Origin of the sequence: Paenibacillus sp. NRS-1760, assembly GCF_050467785.1 — a bacterium.
Taxonomy (GTDB): Bacteria; Bacillota; Bacilli; order Paenibacillales; family Paenibacillaceae; genus Pristimantibacillus.
In genome coordinates this window covers 188,185-211,028 of record NZ_JBITPK010000020.1, presented here as the reverse complement: position 1 = coordinate 211,028, position 22,844 = coordinate 188,185, and the positions used below count along the sequence as shown (strand labels likewise).

Genomic DNA, 22,844 nt, shown 5'->3' with positions numbered 1-22,844 from the left:
CTTCCTCTCCGTTAGTAATGAACCCACTTTTTCTGAACAGCCCACTGAATAAGCGAGATGCTGAGGATGATCAGGAACATGGTCCATGAGACGGCCGAGGCATATCCCATTTCATAAAAATTGAATGCTTTTTTATAAGCGAAAATAGAGAAAACCGTCGTACTATTAGCAGGACCTCCTTGAGTGATAGCGTAAATCATGCCAAAACCTTTAATGGAGCCTATGAAGCCGGTAATCATCAGAAAAAAGGTGGTAGGACTAACCAAAGGAAATATAATTAGTCTCAGTAACTGCCCGAACGTTGCTCCGTCCATCTTGGCAGCTTCTAACTGCTCCGAAGACATTTCCTGCAGCGCGGCCAAATATATAATCATGTTGTACCCGATGCCGCCTGCTGTCATCATGACCAGCACAGCATACATCGATGTATCTGGAGAAGCGAACCACAGGGGAGGATCACTTACACCAACAGAACGCAGGAATGCGTTAATCGGACCGTTGGTGGGCTGAAACAGCACCATCCAGACAAAAGCAATTGCGATGCCGCTAGTGAAATACGGGGCAAAAAAGAACGCCCGCAGCGTCTTCTGAAAATAGGTTCGATTGTTGAGCATGACCGCAATCAAAAATCCGAGCATAATAGAAATCGGTACGGGGATCAGCACCAGCAAGGTGTTTTTGACCGATACAGCAAACAAATCGTCTTTCACCATCATCCTGAAATTATCCAATCCGATAAAACGCGGGCTTTGCCCGCTAGCGAATACCCAATCCGTAAACATCAAATAAAAGGAGAACAGGGCCGGAACGAGCATAAATATCATCATTCCGATCAGATTGGGAGCAATGAATACATAACCAATCATCCTCTGCCGCTTCATCCAGCTCACGATTAGTCACCGCCTTTCTCTATGTATTATTTATTTTTAGTTCCAAGCAACATGCAGCTTGCGACCAAGGGGTAGCGGCGCCAAAGCCCCGCCTCCACCTGGCCTAGCAGTGTTACTTAGATGACTCTTGCAAATTCTTGTTATGCACCCTCGCTAACTCCTTCGCGCCTTCCTCAGGAGACAGCTTTTGGGAAAATACATTATCGTAGATTGACTGCTGTTCACTTGACGTTTTCCGATCCAGACGACTCAGGCCTAGCGGAAGATCCCCGAACATGACCCGCTTAATCGATTCTAGGTCATACGTGTCCTCTACACCCTTAAACATAAGGGCGACAGCCTCATCGACTGGAAAGTCCTTGGATGAAGGAACTCTTCCGCCTGCCGCCATCGGCAGCATTCCGCCGTCTGCATACCACTTGATGAACTTCCAGGTGGCTTCCGGATGCTTGGTTCGGGGATTTATGGAAACCACGTCTCCCAAACCGCCGGCGTTAATATAATCGGTCTGATCCTTGTTAACCTTGGGGGCAGGTGCTGCCGCCGCCTTGAACGACCGTGGAAATTCTTTCACATTGTTAGTTGTGCGAAAAATCTGGTTCGTGGAGAATAACATCGCGGTTTCTCCCTTCACAAACATTTGATCCAAGGCAGGTTTTGAGGTGATCTGCTCTGTATGTGGCATCAAGCTTTTATCCGTGAACATCATGTCCGAATAAACCTGAAGTGCTTTGACCGTAAGCGGGTTGTCGAAAGCCGAGGTGCCATCGGGATTCGTCAACTGCAAGCTTTGCTTCTGCATGGAACCGTTGATCGGGACATTGAAGTAATAATCGCTTTGCGCTACTCCCCAAACGTTGTCACCCTTCAGCTTGGCAGCATAATCCCTGAACTCGTCCAGTCCCCATTCTGTCGGAACCGGCAATCCCTTAGCGTCGAGCATATCCTTGTTCAACCAGACAAAGGACAAGCCCTTCTGGGTTGGTACACCATAATACTTGTCGTCAATCTTCCACAAAGCGGCGCCTTCGCCCATTTTCTCATCCACGTTGTAGTCGGAGAAAGCGCTCAAATCAAGCGCGTTTCCTGCTTTGATCCGCTTCTCGTAAAGACTGATATCATAGCTAATGTACATATCTACGGGTTGGCTGGATATGAGCGCTGTATCCAGCTTCAGATTGCCAGCATCATCATTGACGAACCGTACGTATTCCAACTGAATATCTGAATTTTCTTTATTCCAGTTGTCGACAACCTCTTGCGGGCCATTTTCTGCCGGCACGGCTCCCCACAGAGTCAGCTTGATTGGGTCGGCGCTTGCCGCCTTGCCGGGCTCTGCGTTAGAAGATGTTTCTGGTGATTTCGCTCCTCCATTACCATTATTGTTTCCGCCACAGCCAGCAAGCATCAGAGACACCGCCACAATCGAAATCAAGCCTGCAACCAATCTCTTTCTGTTTCTCATCTTTCTTGTAACCTCCCTAATCGGATGTTTAATACATTCCAACTATATCAACTCGCTCTTGGGTCTATAAGAGACGAAACTTGCGGATTGGCTGTATAAAACTTATATATTGTTCTCTTTCCTAAAGGAGCTGGGTGTTTGTCCAACCAAGCGCTTGAACACTTTGATGAAGTACGCATCGTCAGTGAAGCCTGTCTGACTCGCGATCTCTTCTACACTGAGCTTGGAATGCAGCAGCAGACGTTTGGATTGTTCAATACGAATGTTTCGCAAATAGGCGATTGGCGTCAATCCCGTTTTTTTGCCGAATACGGTGCTCAAATAGTCTACATTGATCGCTACCAGACTAGCCAAATCCGTAACTTTAATGTTCTCCCTGTAATGCTCCAGCATATATTGAATCACCCGGTTCACCTCTGGATGGTCTGTATAGCTTATATGCTCCTCTTGCTTCTGCCGAATAAGCTCCCGTATTGCTTGCAGCATAAGCGCGCGCAGCGATTCATGGCTTACGGCAGAGTAGATGTCTGTCCTATCCTCCGATTTCCGTCCTGCCAGCATCGTCACAACATGAAGCAGATGGGCTGCTCGTTTTTTCACTTCCACATGAGAAAATGACGAGTCTTTCATGCACGACCAAATCAGCGTTGCTGCCTCCGTGCATTTTGGTTCATTCCTCTCTTCAAAGCAGCGAATCAACTCAGCCTCCAGCTCCTCAATTGGCACCCGCACGTGTTTCTCCCCTATCGGATCAGAATTACGACCGTACCATTCGCCGTTTAATTGATTCAGCGCATGCAGCCAATCATCGGACAAACGGGACAAGTTGCTAATAGGCGTTGTTTCAATCATCCGCTGGGACCGGATCTGGCTGACCGATTCTGACTTCTTCTGAAAACTCCAGCAAAAGAAAGTGGTCTGACCCGCATCATGGAAGGTTTGGACCAGCAGATATTTTTCCGGCCGGATCCCAACTTGATCCATGCGAGCAGGTGCGGCACCGTTTAGAGTGACTACAATCTCTAATCTCAGACTGCTGAATTTCTTCACCACCAAGACAAGCTCCGCTGCATCTGCCTGAGCCGATACTCCTGTTCCCAAAATAACCGCCCACGTGCGGTGATAATAAGGAAAAAGCGCCTCTCCGGCCCCTTTAAGCTCTGCAAGCAAATCCTCCTTGATTCGTGCCAAACTTTCCAGCAAAACATCATCATTTAAGGATAGTTTCAGCAAATAGTTGGAGGCTCCGTATTGAAGCGCATCCCGTGCATAATCGAACTGGTTCATAGCCGTCAGCATAATAAAGCGGCTGCGTATACCGGCTTTCCGTGTTTCCTTCAGCAATTCGATTCCATCCATGCCAGGCATAACTATATCGGCGATGACGACATCTGGCTTCAAATCCATAATAGACGAAAGCGCCTCATTGCCGTTGCCCGCTTCGCCGACAACACAAAAACCATGGCTTTCCCAGTCCAAAATTTCTCTGATAGCTTCACGAACAAACACTTCATCTTCCACCAATAAAATCGTCCACATGTCCGTCATCTCCTTTCTGTGAATAAGGCGCTGCAATCAATAATGGCATACGTATTCGAACGAGGGTTCCTTCCTCGCCCGATATAAGTTCAATCACTCCCTCACGCTTAAAGAGCAGCTCCAGCCTTTCTTTTAAATTGCTCAGTCCAATCCCGTGTCCGCTGCGTCTCCCCTTATTGCGGGCTGCCTCTTCCATCCCAATTCCGTTATCTTCCACTTCCAGAACAAGCTCGCTCCCCTCCGCTCGCGCCCTGACCCATATGGTGCCACGACCTTCAGACATATTAAAGCCGTGGGCGATAGAGTTTTCTGTCAGAGGCTGCAAACTAAATTTGGGAACAAGCGCATACTGTACCGATTCCTCTGTTTCATATTCGATTGTAAACTGTTCTCTAAATCGAAACGCCTGTATGGATTCATAGGATCGCAGCAAAGTGATCTCTTGTTTAAGTGGAATCAGCTCAATATCGGAATTCAAACTAGCCTCCAATATTAAGCCTAAAGAAGTACAAATACCCGAAATGGCGTCCTGTTTCTCTTTTCTTGCAATCCATTTGACAGTGTTCAACGTATTCAAGAGAAAATGCGGGTTCATTTGGTAGAGCAGCATTTGAAAACGGACTACCTGCTTTTGCCGCTCTTCCTGTTTCAGCTTAGAAATTAGCAGCACAACGTCATCAATCATTCGGTTAAAGCTATCGCTTAGAGAACGAATTTCATCTGTTGCACCTTGGTTGATCGATATTTTAACATTCAGCTTCTTGTCCGACGCCTCTTCCATGCTTCGTTTCAAAACATACAACGGCTTCGTTATTCGGGATGCCAAAAAGAAGGTTACCGTGATGAAAACGATTACCAGAATAATTAGAAACATATAGATCATCAGTCTTAATTGCTTCACTTCACGCTGAAGCTCACTTAAGGGCATTTGACTAACGACATACCAATCCAGCTCCTCCACATAACTGTAATTGATTAGTGACAAAGCTCGTTCATCTTTGTAATGTCCATTTTTTGCATGTGAAGAAATGATCCTTTTCATGCTGTCCACACCGAAAGCGGATTCCTTATTTTGCAAAATGACTTCTTCTTGCCCGGTAAAAATAGTTAGATCCTGATTGACCGGATTATCTTTTAGCGTATTGTTGAACCATTCCTGAATGTTGATGCTGATACGTGCTAATCCGTAATTTCCCCGCAGCTCGTCGTCCAGCATCGTATACAGACTTAGCAGCTTATTTCCTTGACTTCCTCTTACATCATTCCAGTCGTTCGCCACCCATCGGTAAGGACGCAAGCCGATTTGCAGCTTATTTTGCCACTCCTGCAATTCTTTCCGTTCGTTTGTCAACTGGTCATTGGGAGCATAGGAGGTGTATACATTGCCATTACGGTCGATAAAACGAAAATACAGCTCCGTCTGATGGAAGAAAAAGCTGTTGTTGATTCCGAACATTTTGCTTTCTATTATTTTCTTTCGAACAAAAGGATCATATTTATCAGGAGCGTGCATAATCTGGATCAGGCTTTCATCCTGACTCAGCATGGTATTTGCTTTATATGAAAATGCCATCATATCCGTCAAGGATATATAAACCTGCTGCATACGCTCAGACATGCGGTCGATCATATCATTCTGCCGAATCGTTTCGAAATGCTGGAAAAGATAATAAATTGCGATGCACAAAGGAAGCATCAGTAATGTGATATACGCGATAAACAGTCTATATTTCAACGTATTTGGGAGCCATTTTCTCCGATATTGCATCATTTGTGTATCATTCACTCCTCATATCGTTTTTGAGCCTATCAAGCGCACCTTTCATTTTATCACACCCAAAAACTGAACCAGCAGATTAAAAACTTGTATTTTTATATAACAATTCTTAGAAATCGAGCACTAAGGAGATTTATCTCGTCTAACTGGCTGATCCAGCTTGGGTTCTCCTAGACTTATTTAATTGCTCAAGAAGATGACATAATGAGGAGGTTTCGCCTTGGATTCAGACGGTGTGCTCCTTCATTCGATTCAGCTTTCTCTGTTCAATCCGTCAACATGAACTGACGCTGTAGTTCACTCATTGGGCATTCCAACATATAAAAAAAATCACGCCCAATGGACGTGATTTTTTTATTGGTGCAGTCTAAAGATGAGTCAGCACTAGCCTCATCACATTAAACTACTTGCATTTTCATCCGGATAGTTCTGTAAATTACATTAAACTTATCCTTTCACAATTTTGAAAGAAATCCTAAGAACTTATTTTCATAATAAGAATGGAAGCATTTGAATTGATTTGAGTTCCCCCGGCATTGGTTTGTAAAGTAACGCTAGAGGCGCTGGAATGATTTCTTAAAGTTAGTACATCACTAGCGGCAGCAGTAATAATAATCATGCCTGGATTAGATTGAGTACCAGCACCCGAACCATTGTCTCACCTGTTGATCCTGTTTCACCTGTCGCTCCACCTGGATTTCCTGTTTGACCAGTTACTCCTGTAACCCCAGTTGCCCCTACTGATCCTGTCACACCTGGATCACCTGTTGCTCCTGTAACCCCAATTGCTCCTGTTGCTCCCGTTACTTCTGTTGTTCCCGCTACCCCTGTTGCTCCTGTTGTTCCTGTTGTTCCCGTTGTTCCCGCTACCCCCGTTTCTCCCATTGCTCTTGTTGCTCCTGTTGCTCCTTTAACACTCGCTGCTCTTCGCTTTGCTTTGACATTTACTATAACTTCCTGTCTAATACCGCACTTACAATTCCTTTTCTTACACTTTTGGCATCGTTTTTTTCTAAATTGAAAATGCCTGTGATTGTAACGAGAAAAACGTTTTTTTACTGTTATCTTCTTCAGTGTTCTCATCTCCTTAGCTGCACCATATGAATCAAAATAGTGTCAGAACGCCATTATACAAAGCCTTCCTAAACAGCGATAACCAAGGCAATATCATATTAGACTAAACCTTGATCCCATCCCTGACTACGACCGTTTTCCCTCCAGAACTGGTTTCACATCTACACTATTTATTAATAAGGACGAGTCAGCGCCGCTGGCTTGTCTCGCCCATTTGAGAATAAAAAGTTTGGTTAGCTTATCGATGTTTTGAATCTTCACTGACTAAGCCACGCCAAATAAACAAGTAAATTGGGCTGGTGTTATTTTTAGCAGCATCGGATTGCTAAAACAACTCAACCAGTAAGCTCCGTTTTTAATTTAAATAATCACATCTCTCATTGAGCAATTGCTTACTCTGTCATTTAACATAAGGCACTGTATATCGTATGAAGGATATTCGTATAGGGGATGGGCCAATGTTCTAAAATGAATTTTATTACATGATGGTTATAACAAACTACGATAAACAAGAAATAAACAAACTCATCCATAAATTTCTTGTTATTGACATGCGAGTGGCTCCAATGATATATTGTGCATGCACAACATACACAATTAACAAAGGAGTTGATTATATGCTTGCCTTAGAAATCAAAAATTTAAATAAAAAATATGAGCATTTTCATTTAAAAGACGTATCTTTTCAACTGGAAAAGGGTTATATTATGGGATTTATCGGAGCCAACGGCGCAGGAAAAACAACGACAATAAAAGCCATTTTGAATTTGATTCATAAGGATAGCGGCGAGATTAGTATTTTGGGCAAGGAGATGACCAAACACGAGCTCGAACTAAAACAAGAAATTGGCTCTGCCTTTGGTGACATCAATTTCTATACTCGAAACAAAGTCAAAACATTAACTAATGTAATCAAAAAGTTCTATCATAATTGGAATGATGAAGCCTATTACAATTATCTCAAGAGATTTAATTTGAATGAAAACAAAAAAATAGCTGAATTATCAACCGGGATGAAAGTGAAATACAGCTTAGCCATCGCTTTATCACATGGTGCAAAGCTGCTTATTCTTGATGAACCAACAAGCGGACTTGATCCGGTTGCAAGGGACAATTTATTGGATATTTTTCAGGAACTAGTGGAAGATGGTGAAATCAGCATCCTGTTTTCCACTCATATCACAACTGATTTGGAAAAATGTGCCGATTATATTACTTTTATCGATAACGGACATATTATCAACAGCTCTGAGAAAGAAGAATTTATTGATACCTACCGCTTGGTGAACGGGAAAGAAGAACAATTGGATTTGATAAAAGACCAGTTAATTGCCTACAAAAAGAATTCATTCGGCTTTACAGCCTTGATCCATACTAAAGACTTTGATCCCTCTTGGAAAATTAAATCAACTTTGCCTAGTCTTGAAGAGATTATGATCTATTTCGCGAAAAAGGAGATTGTGCATGTATAATTTACTAATGAAAGAATTAAAGCTAGGCGTAAGCCCATTCTTTTATATCATGCCTTTTTTGACGGGTGCTTTAATGCTAATTCCCTCATGGTTATATTTCCTTGTCATCCTCTACTTCTGTTTCCTCACGATACCGAATATGTTTGCAGGGTATAAATCTCAGAATGATTTGATATTTACAAACATGCTGCCTGTAACCAAAAAAGACATTGTAAAAGCAAAGGTATACGTTATTGTTATTCTGGAATTAATGCACATCATTGTTGCCATGATATATGGTTTGATTACTATTCGCTTATATCCAAATCTGACCTATTTTTTCTTCAAACCATCCTTTGGTTTTTGGGGACTATGCTTCGTTATGATTGCAATCTTCAACATTATCCTTATATCGATGTATTATAAAACAGCCTATAAATACGGCGCAGCAACGATTGTGTCCATTACAGCTGCGATACTGTTTGCAGGAGGCGCAGAATGGCTCGGAATACAGAATTCATTTGTGTATGATCTTTTCAAAGGAAATGGTACTGATCAATTGGGAATTCATCTATCCATCTTGTTCTCGGGCATCGTCATATTTGCGATATTTACGATAATCGCTTATCATATTGCAATCAAACGTTTTCAGAAAGTGGAAATTTAATGAACATAGCTATTTCGAACTCATCTGATAAACCGATCTATCAGCAGCTTTTTGAACAAATTAGCGCACAAATTCTAAAAGGTGAACTAGAAAATGGTTATAGCTTACCTCCCATACGACAAGCCGCCACAGAGCTTCGTGTTAGTATCATTACCGTAAAAAAAGCGTGGGAAGAACTTGAACGGCTTGGCTTGATTTATACCGTAACCGGCAAAGGCTGTTTTGTAGCCGAGCTCTCCCCTGATGAGATGCTGAAAAAACGCAACGAAATGATTATGAAGCAAATGGTTCTAGACACTTCCTATTACAAAACCTTCGGCCTTACTTTAGAGGAAGTTTTCGAGCTTTTGAAGGAAATTTATTGAATAGGTTTAAAACAAATCAACCACGTCCTATGGGCGTGGTTGATTTGTTTTATTGGTGAATCCCACTATCCTTACCCAAATAGATTGGACAGTTCATCTGCATATAAAAGCACTACTGCAGCAGCTATCAAAAGATTTAATATGGCAGGGAATATTTTTCCGATTGGATGTTTGACTCTTAAATGTGTGAGGCATGCCAATAGCATCATGACGCCTACCAATAATGCGGTCCATGCCGCAATCTCCGCATACCAATAGCCGACAATGAGTCCTATGCAGGCAACAATTTGAACGTAGCCCGTAATGACGCGAAACCATTGAGGAAGTTTAATCGAATCAAACAGTTCAACCTGATGCTTTGCTCCTACAATCTTGCTTCCTCCAAAAAAAGCCATGGAAAAAAGCAGCCAGCTTTGAAGAACAATGGCTAGTATATGCATTTAAAATACTCATCCTTTCTATTTTCTAATCAGACACCATTTGGTGTCCTATTTCATAATAGTACACCCACATATGTCTTGTAAAGCATTTATTACGATGTATTTTATGAAAATTTTATCCATTTAACGGTTTGGATTCTTAATACTCCGCATGCCAGCTCATCATAAAACATGACGCTTTTATTTTGGCATATTTTAATGGTGCATCTCCCCATAAGCTATCCACCTAATGAATAGAAAACCACGTCCGATGGACGTGGTTGATTAGTTTAGTATGGTGGAACTTAGAGGGTCCCTGATTTCTACGAGCTAAGCGCTCTCCTCCTATGGTTAGTTTCACTGCTCCGATCAATTTCCAAAGAAGCCTTTCCGCCTTAGAATATCACATGTATCATTCCATAATTTACTTTGCATCTCCTTCATTCCCCCAGGATGCACGGGTACTATGGGATCGCCGGCTCCTACATTATAATATCCGCCCGATTTTCCTTGATAGTTAGGATCAGTCATTAGACGAATAATGATATCGGCTCCTCTTCGCGGATCCCCAATACGAAAGAAATGGAGTAAACGCTCCAGCATCGAGGCGAACCATAGTTCTCTTCCAAGACCCGTAACATTAAATCCCGGATTCAGTGCATGAATGCTGATTCCTGTTCCATCCCATTTACGAGCAAGTTCAGCAGTAAACATAATATTTAAAAGTTTGCTTTTCCCGTATACCGCGGATGAGCCTCTAGAAGTAAAAGGAGCTGTATCGAGTAAATCCGCCGGTATCTTAAGCTCCCCATGACGGCGAGAAGCCTCAGAAGCAACATTAACAACAGTTGCACTTCCTGCTTTTTTCAAGGAATGATGCAAGAGATGGGTCAATAACCATGGCGCAAAATAGTTCACAGCCATCATTTCTGCTAATCCGTCTGACGTAATCCTCTGTTCAAATGCATGAAGGCCAGCGTTATTTAATAACACGTCAATCTTGGGAACTGCGTCTGATATTTCTTGACCCAAACGATTGACATCCTTCATTGATGACAAATCACCATAGAAAAAGTTAATTTCAGCTGTTGGTGTCCGCTCCTTGATCATTTTTTCAGTTGCTTCTGCACGACTCTTACTCCTCGCGGTTAGAACAAGATGAGCGCCTCGCTTAGCCATTTCGATTGCAACAAGCTGCCCCAAGCCACTTGTAGCGCCAGTAATTACAATTATCGGATTTGCTGTCATCTTCATTCTCCTTTATATGGATTGCATGTTTTTCACGGTCATTTTGACATCTTATTGCTGAAAATATATAATTGATATATATCAACTATATATAAGTGATTGATATATGTCAATTAAATAATGAGTGTGCTTTCTTTGAAAAATCTAGGTTAGGTGGTACCAATAATGAATGAAGAACGTAAAGACACGCTGAGAGGACAATTAGAGCTGAAGCTCGGCGAACAAATTAATGCCCTCATTAGCGCCTCGCATGCGCTGAATGTCAGAACTTCTGCTTATTTCGATTCCTCAATACAACCTGCGGCTTTCCATATTGTGAGATGGCTGTACTCCCATGGTCCAACAAGCGCCTCTATCTTGGCAGATTCAACTGCTATGGACCGAAGCTCGGTCAGCCGTCTCGTCAAACAACTAGAGATTTTGGGTTATGTAAAAAGGGAAGGCTCTCCGGATGATCGCCGAGCGATACTTCTTACTCTCACAGAACTTGGACGCAAAAAAACATTTGATGCTCTGCGGGATAAGGAAAACTTTTTTTATGAACGCATATCCCAATGGGATAATCAACAACTTGATACATTTATCGAAATGCTTAAGTCCATTAATGGATTTGAGCAAAATAATGAGATCATTTGAATTGGCCAAAGCTAAAAAAAGTACGACATGATCCTAAAAAATCGCCTAATTGGGCGTGCTCGATCATTGGATCCCCTTGCAAGGCTCCACCAAACAACAAATAAACCACTTCAGATGAAGTAGTTTATTTGTTGTTTGTGAAGTTTATTTGGGGCCTAACCTCTGACCTCATCGCGCAGCATGCTTTCCAAATGGTTTACTCGAAGATTGATATGACTGGGCTTATTCATATTTATTTATCTCCTTTCATCATTTACGGAATCACTTGTCTTAAGTCTAATGGCCATCAGTACATCTTCCCAATAAAGCTTCATTTGTTCACGCGTATTCGGATGATCCAGATTCTCTTGATGGAAACTGATCGTTGTTTTGTCAGGTTTATCGGATAGCAGCCGGATTTGCAGCGTAGATGTTTTCTCCCATTCGTTCTTCTCCCACTTTAACCGAAGCTGCTGAAACGGTTTTACAACCCTAAATTCGCCAGAAATACCTTCAGGAGTCGTAAAAGTCTCTCCCTTGTGCAAATTTAAGAAAGATAGGCTGCCGAGCCATAATTTCAGCCCTTCGGTAGAGGTGAGAAACGCCCATGCTTCTTCTTGCGAAATCGGAAACGTTCTCCGAACACCAACTTGATAACCCACCGATGCCGTTTGACCAACTATTTTGCCTGATTCGGAATATTGTTTGTTACTCATTGCAACACCTCCCAAATGGTTGTTGGTACTCACTAACTAATGCTTAAAAAACTACGGAGTCAGAGCTCTAACAAACAATTCAATGCTCGATTGCATAAAATTTTGCTGGGTCACCTTAGTGATGGATGACGCACCAAATAGCTTTGTTATGAAAGCTCCATAATTCATCCACATGAAGGTAATCGCCAGTGTTTCCGCATCGGTTGCAATCAGTTTGTTCTTTTCCTGCATGTCTGCAAAATAATTCGTCAATAACTCCAATAGTTTCCGCGGATGCTTCTGCGCCTTCTCACGAATCTCGGCCAGCTCGTTGTCACTCAAGACAATGAGAAACAGTTTACGGTTTCGATCCATGATCTCATGATACATTTGGCTTATCATGAGCAAGTCCGCTCTCAAATCCCAAATTACTTTTTCATGAAAAATCTTAGTCATTTCAATCGAATAATGATAATGATCGACTGCTTTGTCCAGTAGATTTTGCTTGCTTCCAAAATTGCGGAACAAGGTCATCTCGCTGACGCCCGCCGCTGCAGCTATCTCCTTCGTTGATACACCTTTGTAGCCTTTCTCAGCCATTAAATCGATTGCTGCCAGCATCAGCTTGCTTTTATTATCGGTGGTCATCCTTTTCTCCAAATCCAAATCCTCATTTATTTTAGTAGATCCCAGGCATTTATAGTTAGTACTCACTAACATAATTTCTTTTAGAATATCGTTAACTTTCAGAAATGTCAACAGCCTCGTTGTTCCTCCGAGTGGCAATGCCATAGAAATTTCCGAACCACCAAATAAATATGGATTGCTCGATAAGAGTATTTTTGGATCTACTAACTCACTCCAATGACTGATATGCTAGCGAAAATAAATCAGTATTGAAGGAGTGGTTGAAATGGATATGGTTCGTTACAAGATTAGAGAGGTGCTCGATAGCAACAAAATTAAAGCTTTCCTGAGCAAAGCGCGAATTGGCCATCTAGGCATGGTTGATGGTCAGCTGCCCTATGTTGTTCCGCTCAACTTTGTTTGGGCAAATGAGAAGCTTTATTTTCATGGTGCCGCAGGCGGGAGACGCAATCAGGTCATGAGTGTAAACCCTGAGGTTTGTTTTACGGTTTGTGAAGAATATGGAACCATTACTGATCCAGTACCGGCTAAGACGGACACAGCCTATATGAGCGTCATGATTTTCGGCAAGGCCGAGCTCATCGTTGATCTGGACGAAGCTACATACATGTTGCAGGAAATGCTCCACAAATATGTGCCTGGTTATTATAACCGCCCATTGTCCAAACAGCATGTAGATAAATACAGGTCTGCTGTTTTCAATACTTCTGTTCAGGTGTACCGAATTGACCCCCATCATATAACAGCAAAAGAAAATCCGATTGAGGCAGAAAAAATGTACAAGTAAAAAAAGTCTAAAGGATGACTATACAGAAAAAACATTGCGCATAGTCTGCGCGTTTCCAGAAAGAAGGCTGAACGAACTTGGTCCATTTCGTTGAACAAAATCTTAGATCCGTAAGGGATCAGATGGAATTGGCTTGCCAGCACTCAGGACGCAAGAAAGATGAAGTGAAGCTTTTGTTAGCGACAAAAACGGTTCAGTTTGAAAAGTTGCGCATAGCCATACAAGCGGGTGAAGTATTATTTGGCGAAAATAAAGCTCAAGAACTTCGCGAGAAATTCCCGCTTATGCAGCAGTACAACCAAGTAGAATGGCATTTTATCGGACATCTGCAAACGAATAAAGTGAAGGACGTTGTTAAATATGTCACCCTCATTCATTCTGTGGATCGTTTGAAGCTCGGAAAAGCCTTGCATCAGCAGCTCCTTAAAGAAAACAAAACTTTGGATATCTTGGTACAAGTCAATACATCATTTGAAGAAAGCAAATTCGGTGTTTTACCGGAATCTGTACTGGAGTTGGTTCAACAATTGTCTCATTTTGAAACATTAAATGTTAAAGGCTTGATGACTATTGGAAAACTGAATGCTACAAATGACGAGACTCGACATTGCTTCCGCTTATTAAAAAAAATTCAATCACAGATTATAGAGAAGGAGCTGCCTAGGGTAGCAATGGATATTCTATCGATGGGCATGTCTGGGGATTTCAAGGTTGCTATTGAAGAAGGGGCAACCATTATAAGAGTAGGGACAAGCGTATTTGGCAAGCGATATTTACCGGATGAGTATTACTGGGATGAAACCGCACAACAGAATGATTAGGAGAGAGAATATGGATACAATATCATCTTCACTGCGCAGCCGTGATTTTATATCTCCTACCATAGCTGCTTTAATATCTGTCATTGTCAACTATGGCGGGACCTTTGTTCTCGTATTTCAAGCAGCCAAAGCAGCTGGTCTGAGCGCTGAAATGACTGCTTCATGGGTAATGTCGATCTCCGTTGGTGTGGGGATTACTGGTATTTGGCTAAGTTATCGATACCGTGAACCGATTATTACGGCTTGGTCCACACCAGGTGCAGCTTTTCTCGTTTCAGCATTAGCGGTAACCCCATATTCTGAAGTGATTGGCGCTTACATCATCTCTGCTTTAGCGTTTATTGCTTTGGGATTATCGGGAATGTTCGAGCGTTTCGTACGGCTTATTCCCTCAGGCATTGCTTCTGGTTTGCTGGCTGGCATTCTATTGAAGTTTGGTATTTCAGCCTTCGGTGGAGCGGAATTTGACCCGTTACTTGTCGTTGTCCTATTTGCTGCTTATGTGATATTAAAAAGGTTTACATCCCGTTATGCTATCATCGGTATTTTAATAATTGGACTTATCTACTTGATTAGTGTGAAGAATGTAGATTTCAGCAATATCAAATGGGCAATCGCAACACCTATATTTGTTGTTCCCGAGTTTTCATTTGATACTTTACTCAGCGTAGCATTACCTCTATTTGTTATTACTTTAACGGGGCAATATATGCCTGGAATGCTAGTATTGCGAAATGATGGATTTAAAACGAGTGCGAATCCGATTTTGACAGTAACCGGTTTAGGCTCACTCCTTGCAGCACCATTCGGGTCGCATGCTTTTAATGTAGCAGCTATTACTGCAGCGATTTGTACAGGTAAAGACTCGCATGAAGACTCAAATAAACGTTATATAGCAGGAATTGCTTGTGGTATTTTTTACATTATCGTCGGCCTATTTGGTGTGACGCTAGCTGCTTTGTTTCTGATTCTTCCTGCCACCTTCATCGCGACGTTAGCCGGATTGGCCTTGCTTGGAACAATTGGCAGCAGCCTTGCAGGCGCTTTAATTGATCCCAAGGGACGTGAGACAGCTCTGATTACTTTTTTAGCAACGGCTGCAAATGTTACATTACTTGGTGTTGGCGGTGCATTTTGGGGTCTCGTTGCAGGTTTGGCCGCGCATATTTTGATACATGGACAATTCCGCCAAAAAACATCCAGAATGAGTAGAATAAAACAAGCTCAGCAGAAATAGTAGGAAACATGATCATAAATACAGAGACAGATCGACTCACCCAAGAGACGGAGATGTTCGAATTATAGCAGCATCTCCGCAAGACGATAAATCCCTTTTTTTATTGCTGACTCATCTACTTTAGCAAAACCAAGCACCCACCCTTTTCGATTACTTTCCAAACAATAATGGCTAAGCGGATAAACGCGTACTCCCTTTTCTAACGCTTGGTTCGTAAAGGCTTGTTCGTTAAACGAGTCTTCCGCTTCTAAAAACATGTGTAATCCCGTTTCTACGCCGCTAAGCTTGAAACGTTCTCCTAAGCCAGATGAGCTAATGGCTTTCGACATCGCTTCATGTCTGCGCCGATATACGTTTCTGACCCTTCTCATGTGACGCATGAAATACCCATGTTCAATAAAGTGTGTAAGCGTTAATTGCTCCATAATCGGAAGGTGACGATAGGTTAGCTCTTGGACTTGTGCTAGCTGGCGAATGGCTTTTTGGGGTCCAATGATTGCGGATATTCGTATACCAGGAGCAATCATTTTTGAAAAACTCATCATATACAATGTGTTCTGAGATTGCTGGCTAAACAACGTAGGCAACGGGTCGCCACGATACCGAAATTCGCTGTCATAGTCGTCTTCCACAATCCAAAATTGCTGCTGAGCAGCCATATATAGCAATTGTTGCCTGCGGGGCTCCGACATGATCACCCCAACTGCACACTGATGTGAAGGCGTAACATAAACAAGCTTTGATTGTGGATGAATGTGGTCTACCTGTAATCCGTAATCATCAACTGGGACAGGTACAACATTCATCCGCCGATATTTCATGGCCATCCATGCGGCGGGGAAACCGGGATCTTCTACGGAAACCGTTTCTCCTTCATTTAAAAGTGCTTGAGCGATCAAATCAAGGCTATGTTGTGCGCCCGAAGTTAAAATAATTTGATCGATATGCACGTGAACACCTCGCTCGAGTGACAGATAACGCCCAATCTGTTCACGTAGTGGAACGAAACCATAAGCGTTGCCATATGTCCAACTGTCCAGGTCCGTTTCTTTCGAGGCTTGCAAAAATGAGTGTCTCCAGTTTTTCTGAAAATGTTGATCCAAATAAGGCTCATGCGGGCTGAAATCGATCTCAACATTTTGATATTCTTTGCCTCTAAACCAGCTCTGCAAATGACTAACTGCTTCGTTTAATAAAGGTAACTCTGGGGTGATAGGCCCTTGGGGTTTCACATCCTCTGTAAAACTTGTTCTGCTGTTCCAGTCACTCACCCTTGTTCCGCCGCGCCTTGAAGTAACCGTGTAGCCGCGACTAAATAATTCCTCATAAACAATCTGTATCGTTGAACGAGAGACACCCACTAATAGTGCAAGTTCACGAGAAGGCAGCAGCAACTCGCCTGGCTGCCATTTGCCGGTTGTGATATTATGGATTGCTTGATCAAGCAGTTGTTGCCATATTGGACGCTTGTCCTCACGGTTAATTTTCAGCATCCTGTTCACCTCTAGTTGTATTCGGATTAATTTATGGATTGCTTTAATTTCTTCTAATTATCATTTAGCAACATTCCATTACTTGAAATACTATCATGCTTCTAGTTGCCCCAGCAATGTAGTTATAAAAAATAACCGATTCCATCCGACAATACTGCATTCAAATTTCTGCCCGCAATAAATAATTTGAGGTAGTTGAATTCTTGCCTCGGTTTCTACGATGACTACACAATGTTGAAAATCTAGCTATAGAATTTAGATATGAAACCTTTTGGAGTTTATTCCGAAAGGCTTTATTCATCATTTTCTAATGGAATATCATACACACAAAGATCAAAATAAAAAACGGCAACGCTGCCGTTTCTGTAGTGAAACTATCTAGATATTCCGTTTCGTCCCTAATCACATATTGTTTGCTACCAAACTTTTATCTTCGAAAGCCGTCGAGAGAACAATTAAGGTCGTTGAAAATCCGAATGGGCTGCACCTATCAAGAAAGTTGGTCATTGATTCTGTTGTTTCGGATAACACCTTCATTAAAAAGTTATACTCTCCGCTTATTCTGTAAAGATCGATAATCTCAGAGGATGATTCGCTGAATGTAATAAAATCATTGCAACAATTCGTTTTGAACAGTACAAAGGCAGTTGTATACAAGCCTAATTTATGAGGATTAAGCTTCGCACGATAGGCAGTTATCATGCCTTGCTCTTCCAACTTTCGAAGCCTTTCCGTTACAGCCGGCTGCGACATCGCAATCATTCTGCTCATTTCAGAAATCGGAATCCGAGCATTTTCGAACATTAAAGATAAAATTTTGGAGTCGATTTGATCCATTAACGAAATCACCTCATTTTTAAAGGTTGTGAACTTAGAAGAACTACATAATTTAGGTTTTGGATGCATTCTTCCTTAAGAATACTATGTAAATCATAGTTTTTATTCAATAAAATGTAAACACACATTTGAAAAGGAGAATGCGCTATGACATTTACATTAAATGATCCCCTGCCTTTAAGAGGGTTAACTTTAAGAAATCGATTAATTATGGCACCTATGCAGCAGTACATGGGTACTCCCGAGGCATTTGCTGGAGTTCATCATGTTGAACATTACAGCCAGAGAGCAAAACATGTCGGGCTCGTGATCTTGGAATCCACCGCAATCTCTTCAAATGGGAGGCTTTGGGGAAATGATATCGGAATTTTTACGGATCAGCACGTGGAACCTTTAAAAAATATTACGAACGCGATCCATGTACACCAAACCCCCGTCTTTATTCAGTTATCGCATGGCGGACGAAAATCTTCACCCGAAGTGACGAGAACATTAGTCGCACCTAGCGCGATTGCATACGACGAATATTATGGCACACCCGAGTCTTTGACTGTTGAAGGTATTGAACAAATTGTTGAGGAATATCGTCTTGCGGCCAAACGAAGTATAGCAGCAGGGTTTGACGGCATTGAGATTCATGCAGCACATGGTTTTTTACTCCACCAGTTCTTATCACCACTATCGAATTCAAGGCTGGATGCATATGGTGGTACTTCCGAAAACAGAACAAGGTTTCTAAAGGAGATCCTCTATGCGATTAGAAGAGAAGTTGGCAATAATTATCCGGTTATCATCCGAATTTCTGCAACCGACTATTGCGAAGGAGGGTTAACCCCCATAGAGTGGGCACGAATGTTAAAACCGCTCGAATCTGAATTGGATGCAATCCATGTCTCTACAGGCGGGAATATGCCAATGCAGCCTAGTGACGTATACAATGCTTATCAGTTGCCGCATGCGGCTGCGATCAAACAGCATTTCAACATCCCCATTATTGCAGTTGGAAAGATTTATACCCGCAGTCTTGCCAATCGTATACTCGAGGATCAACTAGCGGATGGAATCGCGATTGGCCGCCCTCTCTTGGATGATCCATATTATGCCAAACAATTATTAATACCTGAGGAACACCCTAGTACCTTATAGCTAAAGGAGTGCTTATAAGATCGTTAGTCATACAAAGAGCCACCAGTTTTCCCTGGTGGCTCTTTCATTACGCTGGTTTTTCTCTAGAGCATTAACTTTCCGCTACAGATACTTCATTCATTACGAAATCAGTACCTCGGTTGCAAGTTTCCAGCGACAAACTATCATCAACTTTTCACCGTACAGTTCGGCTGTCAGCGAGCCACCCATGTTATTCATCAGACTTTTGGCGATTGAGAGGCCAAGCCCCGATGTTTGGGCGGACCTTGCACGGTCTGCAGTGTAGAACCGATCGAACAAGAGGCTAACGTCGCTTCCAGCTAGTTCCTTCGCGTCGTTGATAATCGTCAAATCTACCGTTTATCGCTGCCGTTCTAAACAGATTTCCACCTGGCCGACCGCATACTTGACCGTGTTGACAAGCAAATTTTCAACAACTCTCCGTACAGCCGATTCGTCGGCGTATATGGTCATTTTTTCGTCCGGAAGCCGTATGTCAGGCGTAATGCCGCGTTCGTTGAATGCATCATAAAATTCGACAATAATGTCAGTGATCAGGTTGGTCAGCTCAAGCTTTTCGGTTTTAAGGGAATAATCCAGCGATTCGATCACGGATAGTTCAAAATAATCGTCTAGCAATGCCTGTAGGCGCTTTGTCCGATTTTTAACAGTAGCGACGTATTCGAGTTTCTCCTCAGGCGTTATAGACTCCACCTCCAACAGTTGGATGTATCCGAGAATGGAGGTTAGCGGAGTACGGATATCATGGGAAATGTTTACGGCCGCCTGCCGAAATTCATTTTCGATTCTTTTTCTATGAGCTTCCGCTTCGAAGATGAAATGGGACTGACGATTGATCTGCCCAGCAAGCTGCTCGAGCTTCTGATCGAATAGAGCAACGTCGATTTTTTTACCGGTCAACCCTTCATTATAGCTTCGCAATTGATCCGTCATCCGACCTAACTCCCACCTTAGCATCAACAGATGGACAAACAGGAGAGCTGCTGCCGCCATCGACAAGATCGTCAGGATAAGCAACATGCCCCCCTCCCATCTATTATTTAATATCCTTTCTGCGGAACACGAAAATACCGATAATAGCGGATAAGCCGATTGTCAGCAGCGGCACGAGTAAGAGCGTGGGCAAATCTCCGCTATCGATCCTAGGTTCACCGATTTGGCCAACCAGTTTGAAGATGGAATAATCGTACAACATACCAAAAAATTCGACCTTCGAACCTATGCCAGCCAAAACGATATCGATCACTAAAAAGAAAATCATTGTAATCCCGATCGTTTTGCCGCTGTCAGTAAGGATTACAGTGAACAGCGCACCAATGGCCGCGTAGGCAGCCGTGTACAATAGTGTCAGCCCAAGAGCTCGAGGTATGAAAAGAATGGTAGTTCCCTCCGGTAAATGACCAAAGCTTGAAAGCAGCGTGACTTCGACTGTGCTGACGATTGGAAAGACGAGAGAAATCAACATCGCACCAACTGCGAACACCGTCAGCTTTGCTGCATACAGTCGCCCTCTAGTGTTTCCCGACGAAGCAATTGTTTTCATGATACCTGTAGAATATTCATTGCAGATAAAGAAGCCAGCCAAAACAGCTACTCCGAACTTGATAGCGTAGACATTGCTTGAAATAAAGGTAACCAAAAATTCGGCTCCCGTGAACTGAGTCTCTCCATTTGATCGATGATCAAAATAGTAGAGCAAGGGGTAAGCAAGCGAGATTAGGGCAAGTGCGATCAGCAACGTCCAGAACGATCTGTTCTTGCGGAGCTTGAAAAACTCAACTCTGATCAGATTATACATGCGAATTAGCCCCGATCCGCTTCGTGAAATAACTCTCCAAATCCTCACCCATGGGTGTAAACTTTTCAATTTCAAGGCCTGCGGAGAAAAGCAACGACGATATTTTACTTGGTTTATCAATAGGACTATACAACTTTATGGCCCCATCCTGCATCACTTCGAAATCAGCCGTGCCCAGCTCATTCTGAATAACAGCTGTTGCCTTGCCCGGATCACTCACTTTGATATACACATACTGCTGGCATTTCAAATCCAATTCCTCAGCAGTGAGCTGCTCTAGTAAACGACCACGATGGATAATGCCATAATGGCTTGCCATCAAATGCAACTCGCTAAGAATATGGCTTGATATTAATATCGTAATGCCCAACTCACGATTTAATTGCATGAGCAGCTCCCGCATTTCGACGACGCCCATCGGATCCAACCCATTGGTGGGTTCGTCCAGAATCAGGAATTCCGGATCACCCAGCAAAGCGATCGCCAGACCTAGCCGCTGTTTCATTCCTAGTGAGAAGTTTTTCGTTATTTTCTTGCCGGTCCCTTGTAGTCCAACCTGCTCCAGCATCCTTGGAACGCATTCTTTGCCAGGAATGCCGCGCAGAATCCGGTTCGCTTCCAGATTCTCGCTGGCTGTCATCTGAGGGAACAAGGCAGGACTCTCAATAATGGAGCCGATTCTCTTGCGTGCTTGGATCAATGCCTGCTCTTCGCTTGCGCCGAACAGCTCAATCGATCCATCGGTTGGAAAAGCAAGTCCTGTCACAAGGCGGATCAATGTTGATTTTCCGGCTCCATTTTGTCCAATAAATCCATAAATCGAGCCTCTGCGGATTGACAAATTAACTTTGTCCAGCGCTGAATGGCCTTTGTACTTTTTGGATAACTGATTTGTTTTTAATACATACTCTTGCATCTTCGTCTTGGCCTCCTTTTTGTGATAGACCAAGTATAGAAACAAAAACATAAGAGGTACTAAAGCCAATACTTAAGAATGTCTTAAGGTCTTAGCCGATAGCCCATGCCCCATACCGTCTCAATAAAATCGCTTCCTGGTGCCGCCTTGACCAGCTTGCTGCGCAAATTGCTCAAATGGACGTTAATGGTGTTGTCGTCGCCGTAGAAAGGTTCTTGCCAAACCCTTTCGTACAAATTGGACTTCGTGAATACCTTTTTCGGTGCCGACAAAAGCAATGAGAGAATTTCAAACTCTCTAGCCGTGAGAGTCAGTTCCGCCCCAGCTGCAGTAACCGACATAGCGTCTCGATCAAGTATAAGTTCCTTATGTTTTAGCATGTTAGGCTTAGGCGGTTGCGCGATTCGCGCATACATGCGAAGCTGGGAATCGATTCGTGCAGAAACTTCCTCAACATCAAATGGTTTAGTAATGAAATCATCCGCTCCCCCACGTAGGACAGACACTTTGGTCCGCGGCTCACCTTTGGCCGAAATGATGATTACCGGCATGTCGTCACGTCCGTCGAACCGCTTGAGCAGTTCTTCTCCTGTCATTCCTGGCAGCATCAGATCGAGAAGCAACATGCTCCATTGGCGCCGCTCGAGATAGAGAAGCGCCTCTGTTCCTGAGTAGGCCGGCTGGGGTATATAACCGCTTTTCTTAATAATATTGCACAGCAATCGGCTGATATCGCTATCGTCCTCGGCAACTAGAATATGTATCGAATTGTTCATTGTTTCTCCTTATTTTTTCTATGAAAGAAGATGACCATGATTCGTGATTATCAAGCCGTTCAAACAAATGTGGTTTCTACGCGCCAGATGTTTTTACAATAAACGGTATATGTAATAGTATAAAATAAAACTAAAAAAACATCATCTATTCCTACAGAA

24 protein-coding genes are annotated in these 22,844 nt (G+C 42.8%); 8 read left to right on the top strand and 16 right to left on the bottom strand.

Annotated features, from left to right (window positions below; genetic code table 11):
- Nucleotides 1-11: 11 nt before the first annotated feature.
- The 5 genes from ACIFSR_RS27855 to ACIFSR_RS27835 form a co-directional block, all read right to left on the bottom strand.
- Nucleotides 12-881: a carbohydrate ABC transporter permease gene (locus ACIFSR_RS27855; protein ID WP_339209709.1), complete on the bottom strand. Its 870-nt coding sequence runs from the start codon at nucleotides 879-881 to the stop codon at nucleotides 12-14.
- Nucleotides 882-1,002: 121 nt separating this feature from the next.
- Entirely contained in the window at nucleotides 1,003-2,355 is a 1,353-nt protein-coding gene (locus ACIFSR_RS27850; RefSeq protein ID WP_339203961.1) for an ABC transporter substrate-binding protein, read from the bottom strand.
- A 102-nt stretch (nucleotides 2,356-2,457) separates the two neighbouring features.
- Nucleotides 2,458-3,894, bottom strand: a complete 1,437-nt coding sequence (locus tag ACIFSR_RS27845) for a response regulator (RefSeq protein ID WP_430061545.1) — start codon at nucleotides 3,892-3,894, stop codon at nucleotides 2,458-2,460.
- Nucleotides 3,866-5,665, bottom strand: coding sequence for a cache domain-containing sensor histidine kinase (locus ACIFSR_RS27840; RefSeq protein WP_430061543.1), 1,800 nt, complete (start codon nucleotides 5,663-5,665; stop codon nucleotides 3,866-3,868). Before ACIFSR_RS27840 ends, ACIFSR_RS27845 begins: the two co-directional genes overlap by 29 nt.
- 621 nt (nucleotides 5,666-6,286) lie before the next feature.
- The gene (locus ACIFSR_RS27835) at nucleotides 6,287-6,556 is read right to left on the bottom strand and encodes a hypothetical protein (protein ID WP_339203964.1); all 270 of its coding nucleotides are present in this window, start codon (nucleotides 6,554-6,556) and stop codon (nucleotides 6,287-6,289) included.
- 806 nt (nucleotides 6,557-7,362) lie between these two features.
- Here ACIFSR_RS27835 and ACIFSR_RS27830 point away from each other — a divergent pair.
- From ACIFSR_RS27830 to ACIFSR_RS27820, 3 genes are read left to right on the top strand one after another with little or no spacing between them, the layout of a single operon-like run.
- A complete protein-coding gene (locus tag ACIFSR_RS27830; RefSeq protein ID WP_430061541.1) occupies nucleotides 7,363-8,217 on the top strand; it encodes an ABC transporter ATP-binding protein in 855 nt (284 codons plus the stop codon).
- Complete coding sequence (locus ACIFSR_RS27825) at nucleotides 8,210-8,863, top strand: ABC-2 transporter permease (protein ID WP_339203967.1); 654 nt, start codon at nucleotides 8,210-8,212, stop codon at nucleotides 8,861-8,863. Before ACIFSR_RS27830 ends, ACIFSR_RS27825 begins: the two co-directional genes overlap by 8 nt.
- On the top strand, nucleotides 8,863-9,228 hold the full coding sequence (locus tag ACIFSR_RS27820; protein WP_339203969.1) for a GntR family transcriptional regulator: 366 nt from the start codon (nucleotides 8,863-8,865) through the stop codon (nucleotides 9,226-9,228). Before ACIFSR_RS27825 ends, ACIFSR_RS27820 begins: the two co-directional genes overlap by 1 nt.
- Before the next feature lie 71 nt (nucleotides 9,229-9,299).
- On the opposite strand, the gene ACIFSR_RS27815 is transcribed toward ACIFSR_RS27820, so the two are convergent.
- Both ACIFSR_RS27815 and ACIFSR_RS27810 read right to left on the bottom strand, forming a co-directional pair.
- Nucleotides 9,300-9,668 carry a DoxX family protein gene (locus ACIFSR_RS27815; protein ID WP_430061539.1) on the bottom strand — a complete coding sequence of 123 codons (369 nt, stop codon included), beginning with the start codon at nucleotides 9,666-9,668 and terminating at the stop codon, nucleotides 9,300-9,302.
- Nucleotides 9,669-10,016: 348 nt separating this feature from the next.
- Nucleotides 10,017-10,895, bottom strand: coding sequence for an SDR family NAD(P)-dependent oxidoreductase (locus ACIFSR_RS27810; RefSeq protein WP_430061537.1), 879 nt, complete (start codon nucleotides 10,893-10,895; stop codon nucleotides 10,017-10,019).
- A gap of 165 nt (nucleotides 10,896-11,060) precedes the next feature.
- Between ACIFSR_RS27810 and ACIFSR_RS27805 the strand changes: the two genes are divergently transcribed.
- Nucleotides 11,061-11,531 (top strand): MarR family winged helix-turn-helix transcriptional regulator, encoded by a 471-nt coding sequence (locus ACIFSR_RS27805; protein WP_430061535.1) that lies wholly within the window; start codon nucleotides 11,061-11,063, stop codon nucleotides 11,529-11,531.
- Nucleotides 11,532-11,767: 236 nt separating this feature from the next.
- On the opposite strand, the gene ACIFSR_RS27800 is transcribed toward ACIFSR_RS27805, so the two are convergent.
- Nucleotides 11,768-12,226, bottom strand: a complete 459-nt coding sequence (locus tag ACIFSR_RS27800) for an SRPBCC domain-containing protein (RefSeq protein WP_430061533.1) — start codon at nucleotides 12,224-12,226, stop codon at nucleotides 11,768-11,770.
- Nucleotides 12,227-12,277: 51 nt separating this feature from the next.
- Nucleotides 12,278-12,853 (bottom strand): TetR/AcrR family transcriptional regulator, encoded by a 576-nt coding sequence (locus ACIFSR_RS27795; protein WP_430061531.1) that lies wholly within the window; start codon nucleotides 12,851-12,853, stop codon nucleotides 12,278-12,280.
- Nucleotides 12,854-13,118: 265 nt separating this feature from the next.
- Between ACIFSR_RS27795 and ACIFSR_RS27790 the strand changes: the two genes are divergently transcribed.
- The 3 genes from ACIFSR_RS27790 (at nucleotide 13,119) to ACIFSR_RS27780 (ending at nucleotide 15,698) form a co-directional block, all read left to right on the top strand.
- The gene (locus ACIFSR_RS27790) at nucleotides 13,119-13,640 is read left to right on the top strand and encodes a pyridoxamine 5'-phosphate oxidase family protein (protein ID WP_430061529.1); all 522 of its coding nucleotides are present in this window, start codon (nucleotides 13,119-13,121) and stop codon (nucleotides 13,638-13,640) included.
- A 77-nt stretch (nucleotides 13,641-13,717) separates the two neighbouring features.
- Entirely contained in the window at nucleotides 13,718-14,461 is a 744-nt protein-coding gene (locus ACIFSR_RS27785) for a YggS family pyridoxal phosphate-dependent enzyme (protein WP_430061527.1), read from the top strand.
- Between the two features lie 10 nt (nucleotides 14,462-14,471).
- Nucleotides 14,472-15,698 carry a benzoate/H(+) symporter BenE family transporter gene (locus tag ACIFSR_RS27780; protein WP_339203975.1) on the top strand — a complete coding sequence of 409 codons (1,227 nt, stop codon included), beginning with the start codon at nucleotides 14,472-14,474 and terminating at the stop codon, nucleotides 15,696-15,698.
- A gap of 62 nt (nucleotides 15,699-15,760) precedes the next feature.
- Here the strand turns inward: ACIFSR_RS27780 and ACIFSR_RS27775 are convergent, their stop codons facing one another.
- Nucleotides 15,761-17,191 (bottom strand): PLP-dependent aminotransferase family protein, encoded by a 1,431-nt coding sequence (locus ACIFSR_RS27775; protein WP_430061525.1) that lies wholly within the window; start codon nucleotides 17,189-17,191, stop codon nucleotides 15,761-15,763.
- A gap of 402 nt (nucleotides 17,192-17,593) precedes the next feature.
- Nucleotides 17,594-18,028, bottom strand: coding sequence for an Lrp/AsnC family transcriptional regulator (locus tag ACIFSR_RS27770; protein ID WP_430061523.1), 435 nt, complete (start codon nucleotides 18,026-18,028; stop codon nucleotides 17,594-17,596).
- Nucleotides 18,029-18,175: 147 nt separating this feature from the next.
- Here ACIFSR_RS27770 and ACIFSR_RS27765 point away from each other — a divergent pair, with 147 nt between their 5' ends.
- Nucleotides 18,176-19,174, top strand: a complete 999-nt coding sequence (locus ACIFSR_RS27765; RefSeq protein WP_430061521.1) for a tRNA-dihydrouridine synthase — start codon at nucleotides 18,176-18,178, stop codon at nucleotides 19,172-19,174.
- Between the two features lie 120 nt (nucleotides 19,175-19,294).
- Here ACIFSR_RS27765 and ACIFSR_RS27760 read toward each other — a convergent pair whose 3' ends face one another.
- The 5 genes from ACIFSR_RS27760 to ACIFSR_RS27740 form a co-directional block, all read right to left on the bottom strand.
- Nucleotides 19,295-19,525 carry an ATP-binding protein gene (locus ACIFSR_RS27760; RefSeq protein WP_430061519.1) on the bottom strand — a complete coding sequence of 77 codons (231 nt, stop codon included), beginning with the start codon at nucleotides 19,523-19,525 and terminating at the stop codon, nucleotides 19,295-19,297.
- Nucleotides 19,526-19,534: 9 nt separating this feature from the next.
- A complete protein-coding gene (locus tag ACIFSR_RS27755; protein ID WP_430061517.1) occupies nucleotides 19,535-20,215 on the bottom strand; it encodes a sensor histidine kinase in 681 nt (226 codons plus the stop codon).
- 16 nt (nucleotides 20,216-20,231) lie between these two features.
- On the bottom strand, nucleotides 20,232-20,993 hold the full coding sequence (locus ACIFSR_RS27750) for an ABC transporter permease (RefSeq protein ID WP_430061515.1): 762 nt from the start codon (nucleotides 20,991-20,993) through the stop codon (nucleotides 20,232-20,234).
- On the bottom strand, nucleotides 20,986-21,909 hold the full coding sequence (locus ACIFSR_RS27745; RefSeq protein ID WP_430061513.1) for an ATP-binding cassette domain-containing protein: 924 nt from the start codon (nucleotides 21,907-21,909) through the stop codon (nucleotides 20,986-20,988). Before ACIFSR_RS27745 ends, ACIFSR_RS27750 begins: the two co-directional genes overlap by 8 nt.
- 83 nt (nucleotides 21,910-21,992) lie before the next feature.
- The gene (locus tag ACIFSR_RS27740; RefSeq protein WP_430061511.1) at nucleotides 21,993-22,685 is read right to left on the bottom strand and encodes a response regulator transcription factor; all 693 of its coding nucleotides are present in this window, start codon (nucleotides 22,683-22,685) and stop codon (nucleotides 21,993-21,995) included.
- Nucleotides 22,686-22,844 lie beyond the last annotated feature (159 nt).